Source organism: Noviherbaspirillum suwonense (assembly GCF_900182955.1).
In the GTDB taxonomy this organism is placed as follows: Bacteria; Pseudomonadota; Gammaproteobacteria; order Burkholderiales; family Burkholderiaceae_D; genus Noviherbaspirillum_A; species Noviherbaspirillum_A suwonense.
The window spans coordinates 90,841-105,838 of record NZ_FXUL01000016.1; the positions used below are offsets into that span (position 1 = coordinate 90,841).

15 protein-coding genes are annotated in these 14,998 nt (G+C 64.7%); 8 read left to right on the top strand and 7 right to left on the bottom strand.

Annotated features, from left to right (window positions below):
- Nucleotides 1-9: 9 nt before the first annotated feature.
- The 3 genes from QOL82_RS18915 to QOL82_RS18925 are packed head-to-tail and all read right to left on the bottom strand — an operon-like array spanning nucleotide 10 to nucleotide 2,763.
- Nucleotides 10-996 (bottom strand): sterol desaturase family protein, encoded by a 987-nt coding sequence (locus QOL82_RS18915; RefSeq protein WP_283443858.1) that lies wholly within the window; start codon nucleotides 994-996, stop codon nucleotides 10-12.
- Nucleotides 993-1,832: a polysaccharide deacetylase family protein gene (locus QOL82_RS18920; protein WP_283443859.1), complete on the bottom strand. Its 840-nt coding sequence runs from the start codon at nucleotides 1,830-1,832 to the stop codon at nucleotides 993-995. Before QOL82_RS18920 ends, QOL82_RS18915 begins: the two co-directional genes overlap by 4 nt.
- A complete protein-coding gene (locus QOL82_RS18925; RefSeq protein WP_283443860.1) occupies nucleotides 1,798-2,763 on the bottom strand; it encodes a YVTN family beta-propeller repeat protein in 966 nt (321 codons plus the stop codon). Before QOL82_RS18925 ends, QOL82_RS18920 begins: the two co-directional genes overlap by 35 nt.
- Nucleotides 2,764-3,043: 280 nt before the next feature.
- On the opposite strand from QOL82_RS18925, the gene QOL82_RS18930 reads away from it, so the two are divergent.
- The 3 genes from QOL82_RS18930 to QOL82_RS18940 all read left to right on the top strand — a co-directional run bounded on the left by QOL82_RS18930 (nucleotide 3,044) and on the right by QOL82_RS18940 (nucleotide 5,992).
- A complete protein-coding gene (locus QOL82_RS18930) occupies nucleotides 3,044-4,192 on the top strand; it encodes an ABC transporter substrate-binding protein (RefSeq protein ID WP_283443861.1) in 1,149 nt (382 codons plus the stop codon).
- 41 nt (nucleotides 4,193-4,233) lie between these two features.
- Nucleotides 4,234-5,511 carry a diguanylate cyclase domain-containing protein gene (locus QOL82_RS18935; RefSeq protein WP_283443862.1) on the top strand — a complete coding sequence of 426 codons (1,278 nt, stop codon included), beginning with the start codon at nucleotides 4,234-4,236 and terminating at the stop codon, nucleotides 5,509-5,511.
- Nucleotides 5,512-5,755: 244 nt separating this feature from the next.
- The gene (locus QOL82_RS18940) at nucleotides 5,756-5,992 is read left to right on the top strand and encodes a hypothetical protein (protein WP_283443863.1); all 237 of its coding nucleotides are present in this window, start codon (nucleotides 5,756-5,758) and stop codon (nucleotides 5,990-5,992) included.
- Here the strand turns inward: QOL82_RS18940 and QOL82_RS18945 are convergent.
- Nucleotides 5,973-8,336: a putative bifunctional diguanylate cyclase/phosphodiesterase gene (locus QOL82_RS18945; protein WP_283443864.1), complete on the bottom strand. Its 2,364-nt coding sequence runs from the start codon at nucleotides 8,334-8,336 to the stop codon at nucleotides 5,973-5,975. The genes QOL82_RS18940 and QOL82_RS18945 overlap by 20 nt on opposite strands.
- 356 nt (nucleotides 8,337-8,692) lie before the next feature.
- On the opposite strand from QOL82_RS18945, the gene QOL82_RS18950 reads away from it, so the two are divergent.
- From QOL82_RS18950 to QOL82_RS18970, 5 genes are all read left to right on the top strand, one after another.
- Complete coding sequence (locus QOL82_RS18950; RefSeq protein ID WP_283443865.1) at nucleotides 8,693-9,802, top strand: sensor histidine kinase; 1,110 nt, start codon at nucleotides 8,693-8,695, stop codon at nucleotides 9,800-9,802.
- The gene (locus tag QOL82_RS18955; protein ID WP_283443866.1) at nucleotides 9,799-10,443 is read left to right on the top strand and encodes a response regulator; all 645 of its coding nucleotides are present in this window, start codon (nucleotides 9,799-9,801) and stop codon (nucleotides 10,441-10,443) included. Before QOL82_RS18950 ends, QOL82_RS18955 begins: the two co-directional genes overlap by 4 nt.
- A 350-nt stretch (nucleotides 10,444-10,793) precedes the next feature.
- Entirely contained in the window at nucleotides 10,794-11,687 is an 894-nt protein-coding gene (locus tag QOL82_RS18960) for a Crp/Fnr family transcriptional regulator (RefSeq protein WP_283443867.1), read from the top strand.
- Between the two features lie 47 nt (nucleotides 11,688-11,734).
- Nucleotides 11,735-12,520, top strand: a complete 786-nt coding sequence (locus QOL82_RS18965) for a response regulator (protein ID WP_283443868.1) — start codon at nucleotides 11,735-11,737, stop codon at nucleotides 12,518-12,520.
- A gap of 76 nt (nucleotides 12,521-12,596) precedes the next feature.
- Nucleotides 12,597-12,989 (top strand): response regulator, encoded by a 393-nt coding sequence (locus QOL82_RS18970; protein ID WP_283443869.1) that lies wholly within the window; start codon nucleotides 12,597-12,599, stop codon nucleotides 12,987-12,989.
- 179 nt (nucleotides 12,990-13,168) lie between these two features.
- Here the strand turns inward: QOL82_RS18970 and QOL82_RS18975 are convergent, their stop codons facing one another.
- Genes QOL82_RS18975 through QOL82_RS18985 form a run of 3 tightly spaced genes read right to left on the bottom strand, consistent with a single transcriptional unit; the run spans nucleotide 13,169 to nucleotide 14,989 of the window.
- Complete coding sequence (locus QOL82_RS18975) at nucleotides 13,169-13,471, bottom strand: hypothetical protein (RefSeq protein WP_283443870.1); 303 nt, start codon at nucleotides 13,469-13,471, stop codon at nucleotides 13,169-13,171.
- Entirely contained in the window at nucleotides 13,468-13,719 is a 252-nt protein-coding gene (locus QOL82_RS18980) for a MoaD/ThiS family protein (RefSeq protein ID WP_283443904.1), read from the bottom strand. The genes QOL82_RS18975 and QOL82_RS18980 overlap by 4 nt, the downstream gene beginning before the upstream one ends.
- Before the next feature lie 10 nt (nucleotides 13,720-13,729).
- Nucleotides 13,730-14,989, bottom strand: coding sequence for an NAD(P)/FAD-dependent oxidoreductase (locus tag QOL82_RS18985; protein ID WP_283443871.1), 1,260 nt, complete (start codon nucleotides 14,987-14,989; stop codon nucleotides 13,730-13,732).
- Nucleotides 14,990-14,998: the final 9 nt, after the last annotated feature.

The window sequence follows — 14,998 nt, forward strand, 5'->3', positions numbered from 1 at the left end:
GCTGAGCGATCAGCGGCCGGCGCGGCGGCCGTAATGCACCATGCGCCTGAGGCCCAGCCATTGCTGGCGCCAGAAGCCGGCGCCATAATCCCTGCCCTTGCCCTGCGGTGGCGGCAACTGGTCGCGGATGCCGGTCCGCGCGAATTCCGTGCCGAAACGCGCCGTCCTGAAGACCAGATCCCATACCGGAAACAGCACGGCGAAGTTATGCCCGCCTATGCTGTCGCGTCCGCGGCTTTCATGGCCCACGCCGATCGCGTGATGCAGCCGGTGGAAGCGCGGCGACACCAGCAGCCGCTCCCCCAGCCAGCCGAAATGGATGCGCACGTTCGCATGCTGCAGGCTTTGCAGGATGCGCGACAGCGCAACCAGCAGCACATATTGTCCGGGTTGGACGCCGATCAGCAGTGCGATCACCGCCAGATAGATATCCCGCAGCAAATCGTCGAGCAGATGGTTGCGGTCATCGCTCCACAGGTTCATGTTCTGTTGACTGTGATGCAGGCTGTGCAGGCCCCACCACCAGCGCACATTGTGCTGCGCACGGTGATACCAGTAATCGAAGAAGTCCAGCACCACCAGGTAGAGCGCGAACGACAGCAGCGGCTGGTCGCTGACGCCGGGCCAGAGCTTGTCGAGGTCCAGCTGGTGTATGCCATGGAGATGCAGGAAAGCGGTGAACTGGTCCACCAGCGGGTCGAGCAGGAAGAATATGACCAGCGTGAACGCGCCCAGCCGGTGGATGACGGTATAGACGAAGTCATTCCAGCGCGCGCGCCGGTCGGTGAACTCGTGCACCGGTATCCATGCTTCCAGCGGCCGCAGCACCACCCAGATCAGCAGCAGCTCGCAGATACCGATCAGGAACCACTCGGTGCCTTCGAACGCATTCTCGGTGAATTCACCCAGGCCCGCCCAGAACATGAAAGGCTGGACCACGGTCTCGAACAGCCACGCCTGCGCCATCGCAAAATAATCGGCCAGCATTGCGGTCACTGACGGTTCTCCTTGTTTGCGGCGCCGGTAGGCGCAGCTTTCGTGCGGTAAGCGGGATGATCACGCAAGGTTGCGAAACAAAAGCCCTTCTGCTCCAGCCCGCTCAGCAGCGGTTCCAGCACGGCCGGCGCCCACGGGTCCTTGCGCGACCAGATGCCGAGATGCGCCACAAAAATGTCGCCGTCGCGCAGGCCGTCCAGCGACTTCTTCAGCAGCGCCGCATTCGACACCCTGTCGCTGGACAATTCGTCGCCCGAAAAACCGGCAGGCGCCCAACCGACATGCGCATAGCCGCAGGCCTGGCCCGCCGCAAGCGCGGCGGGAGTGAGCTTGCCGCCGGGCGCGCGCCAGAACGGGTCCAGGCCGGCCCCGGTCAGCTCGCGAAAGCGCTGGTCGACGCGGCGCAGTTCGGTGCAGTAGTCGGCCGCGGTCCATGCCTGCGTCTTGCCGGCGTGTGGACCGAACTGCGGGCGCACTTCCAGCCTGCCGCCGGCCAGGTCGCGCAGCGCATAGACATGGTCGAAGGTATGGCTGCCGAACGCATGGCCCTCGGCCCGCAGCGCCTTCCAGTAAGGCGCCCAGGCCGGGTCCAGCGAATAATCGCCGCGCACGGTTTTCTCGTTCGCCAGGAAGAAGGTCGCTTTCGCATGATGCCGGCGCAGCGTGTCTGCAACCAGCGCGGCCTGCGACTGGCTGCCGGTGTCGAAGGTCAGGTAGATGGTGCCGCTGCAGGCAGGCGCAGACAATGCGGCCGGTGACAGCACAAGGGCCAGCAATCCTGCGCAGCTTCGGCGCAGCAGGCTAGCGCGGCGCGTGATTGATGAAGTAAACACCATGGGGCGAGCGGCCGACGGGTATCAGCTTGATGACTTTGCGGCTTGGAACGTCGATCACCGCCACTTTCTTGATCCAGCGCAGCGTGACCCACAAGGTCTTGCCATCCTCGGTCAGTTCCATGCAATCCGGGCCGCCCGGAACGTCGATGGTGCCGACGTTTTCCAGCTTTTCCTGGTCGATGATGTTGATGGTGTTGGATACCCGGTTCGAGACGAAGATGAAGCGCTTGTCGCCGGTAAGCCGGAAGTTATGCGCACCGGCGCCCGCCTTGATCCGCTTGACGGTCTTCTGTGCACGCCAGTCGATGACCTCGACATAATCGCTGCCCATGATGCCGACCAGCAGGTATTTCTGGTCCGGGGTCATCGCAATGCCGGCTGGAAGCTTGCCGACCGGCATCGTCCATTTGACGGTCTGCGTCGCCAGGTCGATCGCGCTGATCTGGTCGCTCCCCTGCTGGGTGATGAAGACCATCTTGCTGTCCTGCGTGAATGCCATGTGGCTGGGCATCTTGGCCAGCGGCACCCGCTTGTGCAGCTTGAGTTCGCGGCCGTCGTACGAGTACAGGTCGACCCGGTCCAGTCGCAGCGCGTTCGACACGAACCACTTGTTGTCGGGCGAAAATCCGATCTGGTACGGGTCGATGATGTCCGGCACGCGGCGCTGTATCTGGCCGCTGCGGGGGTCGAGGAAGATCAGTTCATTGCTCACCGCACTGGCGACGATCAGTGACTTGTTGTCCGGCGTCGCCATCAGGTGATGCGGTTCCTTGCCGACCGCGAACGAAGCGGTTTCCTGGTAGGTTTCCTGGTCCAGCAGGCTGACGGTCGCATCCCGCGAATTGAGCACGACGACCACACTGGCCTGCGCCGCGGCGGCAGCGCCCAGGGCCAGGAACAAACAGACGCCGCGTCGAAGATGTTGAAGCATGGTAAGCACTCGTGCAAAGGATAAAAGGCGGTGAATACGCTGCGGGACAGGAAGGCCAAACGAGCGTAACTATAACTGAATCGACTTGTGTCCCCGGAATAATTTCAGAATCGACCACACACAATTTATCCCCACCGTTTCATCTCTCCTACAGCCCCGTTCCCGGCGTCGACGCAGCCTATTTCGTTGCATAAATTCCCAAGGGAAATACAACTATTACCTTCAGGAATGCTTTTTCTGATACATTTGTGTCGCTCCGGAAATTTCCCAAAGGATATAAATGTTTTCCGCCTCCCGCACCGTGCTGCGCACCGCCGGCTGCCTGCTGCTGGCGCTTTCAGCGCTCGCCTGCCGCGCCGAAACCGGCGTGACCGGCAACCGCATCCTGCTCGGGCAATCCGCGCCGTTCACCGGCCCGGCAGCGCAGCTCGGTATCGACCTGCATGCGGGCGCAAAACTGTATTTCGACAGCATCAACCACCAGGGCGGCATCCATGGAAGGAAGATTGAGATCGTCACCGCGGATGACAAGTACGAGCCCGAACTCGCAGCGGACAACACCCGCCGCCTGATCCAGGCCGACCAGGTGTTCGCGCTGTTCGGCTATGTCGGCACGCCGACGAGCAATGCCGCATTGCCGATCTTTACCGCGGCCAAAGTGCCATTCTTCGCACCGTTTACCGGTGCGCGCTCTTTGCGCGAGCCGTTCAACCGGCAGATCTTCCATATCCGCGCCGGTTATATCGAGGAAACCGAACACCTGGTCGACCAGCTGGTGCGCGTTGGCGTTCGCAACATCGCCGCGTTCTACCAGAACGACGCCTACGGCCAGGCCGGACTGGACGGCGTGCAGCGGGCGCTGACCAAGCGCGGCCTGACGCTGGCAGACAGCGCGCCGGTCGAGCGCAATAGCCGCAATGTCGGGCCGGCGGCGCAGAAGCTGCTGGCAAAACGGCCGGACGCCATCATCCAGGTCAGCACCTACGCGGCCTCGGCGGCGCTGGTCAGGCAGATGCGGGCCGCCGGCTACACCGGGCAGTTCCACAACGTGTCCTTCGTCGGCAGCCAGCCGCTCGCCAGCGCGCTGGGCGCGGACGGCCCGGGCGTCGGCATTTCGCAGGTCGTGCCGTTTCCTTGGAAACCGTCGAACCCGGTGGTCGCCGAGTACACCCGCGAGCTGAAGAAGGCCGGCAAGGACGAGCCGAATTTCTCCAGCCTCGAAGGGTATATCGCCGCCAAGGTGTTTGCCGAGGGCGTGCGCCGCGCCGGGCCGGACCTGAGCCGCGAAAAACTGATCGCCGCACTGGAAACCATCACGCTGAAAAACTACGACATCGGCTTCCCGATCGAATTTTCGCCGACCCGGCATACCGGTTCCGCATTCGTCGACATGACGGTGATTACCCGGAACGAGAAATTCCTCAATTAAGCGACATCCCGCGCCAGCCAACCTGACCAGCCTGCCACGCCATGCCTAATCACTGCACCCTGCTCTATGCGGAATCCGACGCCGAATTGGCGCGCCAGTTTCAGCGCCGCATGGCGGCCCACCAGATGGATGCGATCTTCGCCGCCAGCGACATGGCGGGCATCAGCGCGCTGTCGCAGCATCGGCTCGACCTGATCGTCGCCAACTACCGTCTCTCCGGGGGCGGCGGGCTGGTGGTGCTGCGCGCGGCCCGCAAGTCCCATCCGGACATCGCTGCCCTGCTGCTGGTCGAACCCGCGGACCTGAAGCAGGCGGCCGCGGCGCTGCGCGACGAGCGCATCGACTACCTGGTCAAGGATGCCGACGGCGTCTATCTCGACATGCTGCCGCTGATGGCGCCGCGCCTGATCGGCCAGCACCGGCAGCAGGCGACCATAGACCGGCTGGGCCAGGCGCTGGAACGCGAGCATGCGCTGGCGCTGCAGGCCGCCGAAAGCAATGAACAGGGGCTGGCGATCTTCAACGCCGACCTCCGCCTGCAGCTCTGGAATGCGCGTTTCCTGCAGCTGCTCGGACACGCGGAAGCAGCGCACCTGCCCGGCACGGCGCTGGCCGAACTGCTGGACTTCGCCGGCCAGCCGGGCCAGGCAGGCAAGCTGGCGGAACAGCATTCATTCCAGTTCGAGCACCGCGGCCCGGCCGGACTGCCGGTGCAGATTGCCGGCAGCCGCGGCGCCGACGGCAGCCTGGTGCTGACCTGCACCGGCGACGCCGAAAGCGACGATGCCGGCAGCCGCCGGCAGCCAGGGCCGGCCGACTGGCAGCAGACCAATATCGATGCGCTGACCGGCCTCCCCGGACGGGGGCTGTTCACCGAGTTGCTGAAGCACCAGGTGCATCGCGGCAGCCGCAGCGGCTATAACGGCGCGGCGCTGATGCTGCTGGACATCGACGGCTTCAAGTCGCTGAACCAGTCCCATGGCAATGCGGTCTGCGACCTGGTCCTGGTGGAGGTGGCCCGCCGCATGTCGGCCGCCGTGCGCGAGTCGGATGTGGTCGGACGGCTGGAGGGCGACCAGTTCGGCGTGCTGGCGGTGGATGTGCATTCCGCTGAAAACGTCGAGATCGTCGCGGGCAAGCTGCTGGCCGCCGTCGCCAGGCCTTTCCTCGTTAACGATGCCGATATCCGGCTGACCGCCAGCATCGGCATCGCCTTCCATCCAGCGGAGCCGCTGGACGTGCCGACGCTGGTGCAGAAGGTCGAGGACGCGGTGTCGCATGCCAAAGCGGCCGGGAAAAACCGCTATAAGTTTGCGTGAGATCAGCGAAGACGCGCAGGGAAGTGAAAGCTGATATATCATGCCGACTCCGGCGAACTTCCGACAAATATCAAAGAATTAACGAATATTTGCAGGAAGTTAAGTAAACGCGGCTTTTTCGCACAGTTTCTTTGCCGACCCTTCCTCACCGCTCATCCTGGGTTAGATTTACTTGGGGAAACTATTTTTTCGCGCGATAATAGAATAATTCCTTATCGCAACTTCCTCGCTAACAAGGCGTTCCATGAACAAGCAAACGAAGTCAAACAAATCCCGCTTACTGTCCGCAGTTTCCAAGAATTATTCCGGTCCCCTGACCCATGTCGCGCTGTCCGCCCTGAGCGCCTGGATGATGGTGCAAGGCCTCAAGGGGCTGGTTGGCTTCACCGTCAACGCCCAAAGCGCCATGGCCGACCTGGTCGGCATCATCGTCATCGTCGCCATCGCCCGCTGGATGCGCATCAAACCAGACGTAAAATAGTCGGCTTGTCCTTGTGCGTGCGGGTGAACCCGTACAGCTGCTCCACCGGCATCGGTTTGCTGAAATAAAAGCCCTGTATCTCGTCGCAGCCATGGTGCTGCAGGAACGCGAGCTGTTCGGCGTTTTCGACGCCTTCGGCGATGATCTTCAGCTTCAGCGCATGTCCCATCGCAATGATGGCCTTGATGATGGCCGTGTCGTTGGCGTCATGCGGTATGTCCTGCACGAACGAACGGTCGATCTTCACGCTGTCCAGCGGGAATCGCTTCAACTGCGCCAGCGACGAGTAACCGGTGCCGAAGTCGTCCATCGAGATGCGCAGTCCGATGCGCCGCATCGCCGCGAGCAGTTCGGCCGCATGGAGCGGGTCCTTCATCACGAGGCTCTCGGTGATTTCCAGTTCGAGCAGGTTGCCAGGCAGGCCGTGACGTTGCAGCGTGCCGTCGATCTCGTTGGCCAGGTTGCGGTCGGCGAACTGGAGCGCGGAAAGGTTGATGGCAATCGGCAGCGCCGGCTGGCCGGCGGCGCGCCAGGCAGCCAGCTGGTGGCATGCCGCATGCAGGACCCAGCGGCCGATTTCCACGATGTCGCCCGACGCCTCGGCAAGTGAAATGAAACTCGCCGGCGGCAGCAGGCCAAGCCGCGGATGCTGCCAGCGCACCAGCGCTTCCACCCCGGTCATCCGTCCGGTGGCCAGGTCGAGCTTGGGCTGGTACATCAGCTTGAATTCATCGCGGCCGGCCGCGCCGCGCAGATCGGCCTGCAGTTCCAGGCGGTTGACCGAGGCGGCCACCATCTCGGCGGCATAGTGGCAGACCGCGTTGCCTCCCTGGGCCTTGGCCTGGCGCATCGCCAGGTCGGCGCTGCGCATCAGCGCATGCGCCTCGGTGCCATCGTCCGGAAACCGGCACAGTCCGATGCTGACCGTGGAACGAAAGTCGCGGTGTCCCAGCTTCACCGCCTGCGCCAGCGAGTCCAGCAGGTGCCTGGCCAGGCACTCCAGGCTTTCGAGCGAGGCGGAATTCCGCACCAGCACCGCGAATTCATCCGCCCCGAGCCGGGCGATGTCGTCCGCCTTGCCGACGGCCTGCCGCAGGCGGTGCGCGGTCTGCCGCAGCACGGTATCGCCGGCCTGCTGTCCCAGCCGGTCGTTGGCGATCTTGAAACGGTCCAGGTTAATGCAGAGCAGGCCGGCAAACTGGCCGCGCCGTCCGGCCTGCTGGAGTTCCGCCTGCAGCAACTGCTGAAAACGGCTGCGGTTCGGCAAGCCGGTGAGCGCATCGTATTCCGACAGGTTGCGGATCTTAGCCTTGGCTTCCTGGCTAGTGATTGCCACCGCGGCAAGGTCACCGATTGCCGGCATGATCATCAGTTCTGTGTCGCCGGGAGCGCGCGAGGTGCTGAAGTAGAGCGCAATGGTGCCAAGCACCCTTCCCGACTGGCCGAAAATCGGCCAGGAAAAACAGGAAGCCAGCTTGTTGGCCGACGCCAGTTCCCGGAAATTCCGCCATAGCGGATGGCTGGCGACATCGCCGGTAAATACCGGGCTGCGGCGGCTCACCGCGGCGCCGCAGGTGCCGCTTTCGGGCTCGACCGTCAGCTGCATCATTGCCCGGTGGAAGGCCGGCGGCATCGACGGCGCGGCGACGCGGACGAAATGCTCGCCGTTCTCGTCGAGCAGCAGGATCGAGCAGGATGCGCCATCCACGCAGTCTTCGGCCATGTGGGCGATGTCTTCCAGGATCGACTGCAGCGCGTCTCCCTGCAACACGACCTTCATCACCCGCCCATGCCAGTCGAGGAAGGTGGGCATCACCGCGTCGCGGCCGGACGCCACGGCGCGCGGCATGTTGGCATAGAGGCCAGGCACGGCCGCGTTGAACCGCTCGGGGAGATCATGCGTATGCAGCAGCCGGATGCGCTCGCGGTCCTTGATTTCCGTCAGCATCGCCACGATGCGCGTAATCCGCCCGTCTTCATCGAACGCGATCGCGCGAAAGCGCGCGTGGACAGGCAGCCAGCCTGCCGGCATCCGTATCCGGAAGTCGACATGGACCTTGGCGCTGGCGTCGGCCTTGCATTCCTGCATCGCATCATCGAGCCGGGCGTGATCGTTCGGATGGATCAGCGCCCGCACCTCCATGCTGTCGAGGTAGGTAAGCTGCTCGATGCCATGCGCGCGCTGCGACCAGCGGCTGCTGAAGCAGACCAGGTCGTCGTCCAGTTGCCATACGACGACAATCAGGTCCAGCGCATCGGCCGCCAGTTCGAGCAGCGCGAGCGACATGTCATGCGCGGCCTCTTGCGCCGGCAGGTCATCGTTGCCCGATTTGTAGCCATCCATCGTTTTACTCCTGCATGCCGGGGCGGCTCTGGCGGCCTGTCCCACTGCCCGGAAGTCGGGACTACATGGTCGCACCGAACTCTTCATGGCCGAATGCGCACAATCATCCTTTTATCAAACATTAAATCAAGATAGCGTTCATCGGCACACCACTTACTATCCTGAAAGCAATATTTTCCTTGCCTGTCCGGCCGCGATTTCACCTTTGACCAGTGCAAGAGTTAGTATTGCTGATCGCACAACTGACCGAAATCAACCTAATGGTATTGATGGAATCATGGATTGGGCTGGCACATCGCCTTCAACCTGTAATTGTGTATAAATAAATACATATTTAGCCACGGCCGAGTCTCCCCATGACCATCCTGGATTTCCAGCAGCGCGACCAACCCGCCGCACCGGCCGAATTCGGCGAGGCCAATCTGACGCATCTGCCGGCGGGCGCCGACCATGCATGGCTTGCGGCGCTCCTGCGCGCCGCGATGGATGCGGTCATCATCAGCGACAGCAATATGCGCATGGTCCTGCTCAATGGTGAGGCACAACGCCTGTTCGGCTATCGCTCGACGCAGCTGGTCGGTCATGGCCTGGGCCTGCTGCTCGCGGCCGACGCCTGCGAGCGCATGCAGCAGGCCGCCGCCGGCGCGGCATGCGCCGCCAGGTTCCGGGCCGAAGGCAAGCGCGCCGATGCCTCGCGCTTCGAGATGGAGCTTTCCCTGTCGTCCGTGGCCTGCGGCGATCAGGCATTCCTGGTGGCCAGCATGCGCGAATACGGCCCGGCGACCGTGGCGGGACGGCGCCGGGCGCTGTCCTTCCACCATGCGCACGAACTGGAGAAGCGCCGCTTTTCGCACGAACTCTACAACGAACTGGGCCAGTGCCTGTCCGTTCTCAAGCTGGACCTGGACTGGCTCGAACAGAGCCTGCATGCCGGTGACCAGGTCAGTCCGGGCATCGAACGCATTTCAAACATGCAATCCCTGCTCGACAACGCGATCATGCGCACCAGGACAATTGCGTCCGATCTCCGCCCGCCCCTGCTGGACGATTTCGGCTTGCTGGCCGCGGTGCGCTGGATTGCGCAGGCATTCGAAAAGCGGACCGGGGTCCGCTGCGAGATCGACTGCGACACGGATGCGATCGGCGGCGGCGACGCGGTCGATTCCGTCGTCTACCGCGTGGTGCAGGAATGCCTGCTCAACGTCGAGCGGCATGCGCATGCCAGCCATGTGCAGGTATCGATGCGCACGGACGGCAAGCGGCTGGAAGTGCTGATCCAGGACGACGGCGCGGGCATGCCTTGCGGCGCGGAACGCAAGCCGGGCTGCTTCGGGCTGGTCGCGATGCAGGATCGTATCTATACTTTGGGTGGCAATATGGACATCTGTTCAAGCGCCAAACGGGGAAGCGCGATCCACGTCAGCCTTCCCATCGAGCCACCTGTCGTACAAATAAGCTCACCATGATCCGTATCGTTATAGCCGATGACCACACCATCATGCGCGAAGGCCTCAAGCGCATCCTCGACGGCGCAGACGACATTGAAGTCGTCGGCGAGGCGGTGGACGGATTCGAAGTGCTCACCCAGGTAAGGAAAGGCGGTTTCGACCTGCTGATGCTGGACCTGTCGATGCCGGGCCGCAGCGGCGTCGAGCTGATACGGCAGATCAAGGACGAAGTGCCCAAGCTGCCCATCCTGATCCTGACCATGCACGAGGAGGAGCAATATGCGGTGCGGGCCATCCGCGCCGGCGCACGCGGCTACCTGACCAAGGAGAGCGCCGGCACCCAGCTGGTCAGCGCGATCCGGCGGGTCGCATCCGGCCGGCCCTACATCAGCATCGAGGTCGCCGAGCAGCTGGCGATGGACGCGATGCCATCGATGGAGGAATTGCCGCACAAACACCTGTCGGACCGCGAGTTTGAGGTATTCAGCCTGCTGGTCATCGGCAAGTCGATCACCGAGATCGCCGAAATGCTGCACCTGAGCGTCAAGACCGTCAGCACCCACAAGACGCGCATCCTGCACAAGATGGGCATGCCGTCGCTGGCCGAACTGGTCCAGTACGCGGTGGCGCACCGGCTGCTGATGCCGATGCGCTTGTAAGCGCCGGCTTGTAACCGCCGCGTCGTTTCCGCTGCAGACCGTTCGCCGCCTGTCTGACAGCGCAGATCCCCATCCCGCTGTAGGAAAATCCCTACACTCGCATTCAGCGCATCCCGATAGCCAGTAACCACTGGTATTGGGATACTGACCAGGTGTTTCGCCACACTGCATTTACTGATTAACAGTTGAGCGATCTGCCTGATGACGAACGAATCATGCATCCCGCACAAAAAGAGTCAGCTTGGCGAGATAACAGACCGAGCGTAACAGCGGGTCCCGGACGCCACTTTTGCCTTGCATCCCGGACCGGCTCGCTTCAATGCACTGAATGGGAGATCGTCATGGGATCCATGCAAACACAAGACTTACGTTCCGAACCCGTATCGCCAGCGGCGCTGCGCCTCCCCCACCTGGAGGCAGGCTGGCAGCGGCAGGGGAAGCTGTGGTCTACCCTGAAGGAACTGTGCGCGCTGCTGCGGATCCCGGTGACGTCCACCATGACGGACGACGACTTGCTGTTCCAGCATGTGCAGTTCAAGACCGGGCAACGCATCCATACGATAGGCCAGCCGTTCGACACCCTGTACATCGTCCATTCCGGCTTCCTGAAAACCGTGCTGATCGACGAATACGGCAATGAGCAGGTGCTGAGCTTCCCGATGAAAGGCGACCTGTTCGGCGTCGACGGCATCCATACCCGGCGCTATCCGTCCGAGGCGGTGGCCCTGTCGAATTGCGACCTGGTGCTGCTGCCGTTCAAGAAATTCGTCGCCCTCGGCCGCTCCTACCTCGAACTGGAACACGCGATGTACAGCGTGATGAGCCGCGAGCTGGTGCGCGAACAGGCGATGGTGAGCATGCTGGGCGCGCTGAGCGCCGAGGCCCGCGTGGCCCGCTTCCTGGTGTCCCTGTCGGAACGCTTCGCCGACATGGGCTACTCGAGCAAGCTGTTCAACCTCCGCATGACCCGGCACGAGATCGGCAGCTACCTCGGCCTCACGCTGGAAACGGTGAGCCGGACGCTGTCGGCATTCAACGAGATCGGCCTGATCACCGTCGACCAGCGCTCGATCGGCATCTGCGACGTCGAGGCGCTGCGCACCCTGCGCCGCCTGCCGCCGTCCACCACCCGCAACCGCCAGGCGGCTGGACGCAAGGCGCGCCAGTTGCCGCAGCCGCTGGTCGACGCGGCGCCGGCCGCGCCCGGCGACCCGGCCACCTGGGACCAGCTGATGAGCGCCTGAACCTGGGCGCCGCCCGTCCCGGCGAAATCCCGGCCGTGGCCGGCGCGATGGCGCGCCGTATCCTGGTCGCCGACGACAGCCCGGTCAATTGCCTGGTCGCGCAGCGCCTGCTGCGCGAGCTGGGCTACGAGGCCGGCACCGCGGCCACCGCCGCCCAGGCAGCGGAGCGGCACCGCGGGCGGCCGTTCGACCTGATCCTGGTGGACAGCGAGATGGCGCTGGACGGCGGCGCCGGCCTCACCGGCCGCCTGCGCGCGACCGCCCATGCCGCACCGGCTCCCATCATCGCCTGCATCACCGCGTCTTCCGAAGAACAGCGCAGCGCCTGCCTGAACGCGGGCGTGGACGACGTCTGCGTGAAACCGCTGCACCAGGCGCAACTGCGCACGCTGCTGCTGGTCTGGCTGCCGCCGCGCACCGTCGAGGAAGCGAGCCGGCGCGCCGCCCGCACCAGGGCCGAGCTGCACCTGCTCGCCGAGCTATTCGACAACGGCAGCGGCAATGGTTTCGGCGAAGTCGTCGCGATGTTCGCGGCGGACACCGAGTCGCGGCTGCAGGCGCTGCACGACGCCGCCGGCGCGGGCGACGCCGCGCAGCTGCGTCGCACCGCCCATGCGCTCAGCGGCAGCTGCGCATCGATGGGCGGCTGGCGCATGGCCGGGCTGTGCCGGGTGCTCGACCTGAAATACCAGGCGGCGCTACCGGCCAGCTGCGCCCGCCTGCTTGACGACATCAGCCGCGAATACCGCCATTTCAGGCTGCAGCTGGACCATGTGCTGCGCTGCCAGCAGCTGGCAGCGACAAGCGAGCGCACGGTTGCGCGCCGCTACTAGGCCGCATCCCACGGCGCCGGGGCCGGGGCCGGCGCCATCCATTCCACGTTGTTGATCCATCATTGCGAGGCCGCCCATGGAAGAAGCGCATCCGCATGCCGGGCCGCCGCCTCTGGGCGAGGTGCTGGTCGTCGACGACAGCCCGGTGGAACGCATGCTGGCGACCGCCGTGCTGCGAAAGCTGGGGTTTTCGGTGACCTGCGCGGCCAGCGCCGAACAGGCGCTGGCCCGCATGGCAAGCCACCGGTTCGCGCTGGCGATCTGCGACATCTCCTTGCCCGGCATGGACGGTCTCGCGCTGCTGGCGGCGATGAGGCAGCGGCCGCCGGCGCCGCCCTGCATCGTGCTGAGCGCGCATGACGATGCGCTGCATGCGGACGCGGCGCTGCGGGCCGGCGCGAGCGCCTACCTGGTCAAGCCGCTGCGGCTGGAGTCGCTGCGCGCCGCGCTCGGCCGCCTGTTCCCGTAGGCGCGCCGGATGAGACCGATGGTTACGATTCGCAGGGTGTGATAAGCGCAGCGCATTACACCACCGGCTAATCGACTACCACCGCCTGTTCGCAACCAATACGCGCTTATTACACCCTACGGAGGTTCATGCCGCCTTGTGGATCGGGGTTGGTATCTGCGCCGGAATGTGCGCGCAGCCTAGCCGCCGCCGCGCCGCGTGTACTGGTCGAAGTAGTCGAGGAACGCCTTGCGCGCCGATGCATCGATGCCCGTGAACCGGAAGCGCACGTCGAGCACCGGCAGCGCAATGCTGCCGATCCGGCGCGGCGGCATTTCGGCGATGCGGATCTCGACCGGCCCGTGCTCCGACAATATCCGGTAGACGTCGCCGTTCGCCATGACAGGCGCATGCCGGGATGCGCCCGGCAGCCAGCGCAGGAACTCGTCCCGCGTGCAGCCCATCTCGCGCCGCAGTTCGTCCTCCGGCAGGCCGCCCGTCATCCGCCGGCGACAGGCGGCCAGATCGCCAGCGCGTCGCCCGGCGCCAGCGTGCGCGCCATGCGCTGCTCGGGCGCGACATAGACGCCGTTGACCAGCACCAGGTGCACCAGGCGGGCCGGCAGGTGAAAGCGCTCGACCAGGTCGGCGATCGTCGTGGCCGGCTCCACGTCGAGTTCCACCGCATTGTGGCGCTGCCCGGCGGGCAGGTAGTCGGACAGCGTGGCATACAGCTTGAACGTGATCTTCATCGGCGACGCTTCAGTGCGCATGCTGCCAGGCGTCCTGCCGCTGGGCGCAGGCGATATAGGCTTCGGTCAGCCGCGTCGGGTCGGCCATCAGCCTGTCCTTCCAGGAGCCCAGCCTGACCTTCTGCATGATCAGCCCGCGCAGCACGCCGGCATGCTGGATATGGCCGACCGCGTTCGAGCCGACCAGCCGGTCGCCATCGAACTCCAGCCGCAGGTAGCGAAAGCCCGGCGCGTCGAGCAGTTCCGCATGGTCGCCGCCGGCAACGCCGTCCCAGCGCCCGAAGGACGTCGAGATCAGCCCCAGCGTGTCGAGCACGTTAATCTGCGGCACGTCGACCATGCGCACCGGCCGCCCGCTCATGTTCATGCCGGCGCAGCGGCCCTGCTGGACCGCATTGGGCTGGATCGCCGACACCACGGTGCGGCCGCTGGCATCGTCCCAGGCCTCGGCGCAGTCGCCGGCGGCGTAAATGTTGGGCACGCTGGTCTGCATGGTGGAGTCGACCAGCACGCCCTGCTTGCAATGGATGCCGCTGTCCCTGGCGAACCCGATGTTCGGCTGGACGCCGGTGGCCGTGATCACCAGGTCGGCCTCGATGGTGTCGCCGGTCGACAGCTTCACAACCAGCGGCGCGCCCGGCGTGATCGCGTCGACCCGGGTTGACGTATGCACGGCGATGCCTTTTTTCTCGCACCATGCCTTGATCATGCTGCCGGCGCCCGGCCCCATCATCCGCGGCACCATGCGGTCGCCCATCTCGACGACCGTCAGCGTGACGCCGCGCGAGGCCAGCGCTTCCATGATGATGCAGCCGATGAAGCCGGCGCCCATCTGCAGCACGCGCGCGCCGGGACGCGCCAGCTGCATGATGCGGCGCGCATCCTCCATGGTCCAGCATGCATGCACGCCGGCGCTGTCGATGCCGGGCACCGGCGGCGTGACCGGCGACGAGCCGCTGGCGATCAGCAGCCTGTCGTACGACAGGCTGCGGCCATCGGCCAGGTGGACCAGGCTGCTCAGCGTGTCGATGCGCTGCGCCCGCCCGGCCTCGTGCCGTATGCCGAGCGCGCCGAAGTGCTGCGGGTCCTTGCGCAGCCAGGTGCCGCGTTCGTCGATGTTGCCCATCAGCAGATAGGGTATCGCCATGCGCGAATAGCATGGCTCGGGCTCGTCGCCCAGCAGCACGACCTGGTCCTGCGGCGCATTGCCGACGATGGTCTCGGCCGCGATCACGCCGGTCGGGCCATTGCCGATGATCAGATGTTTCATGATGTTCTC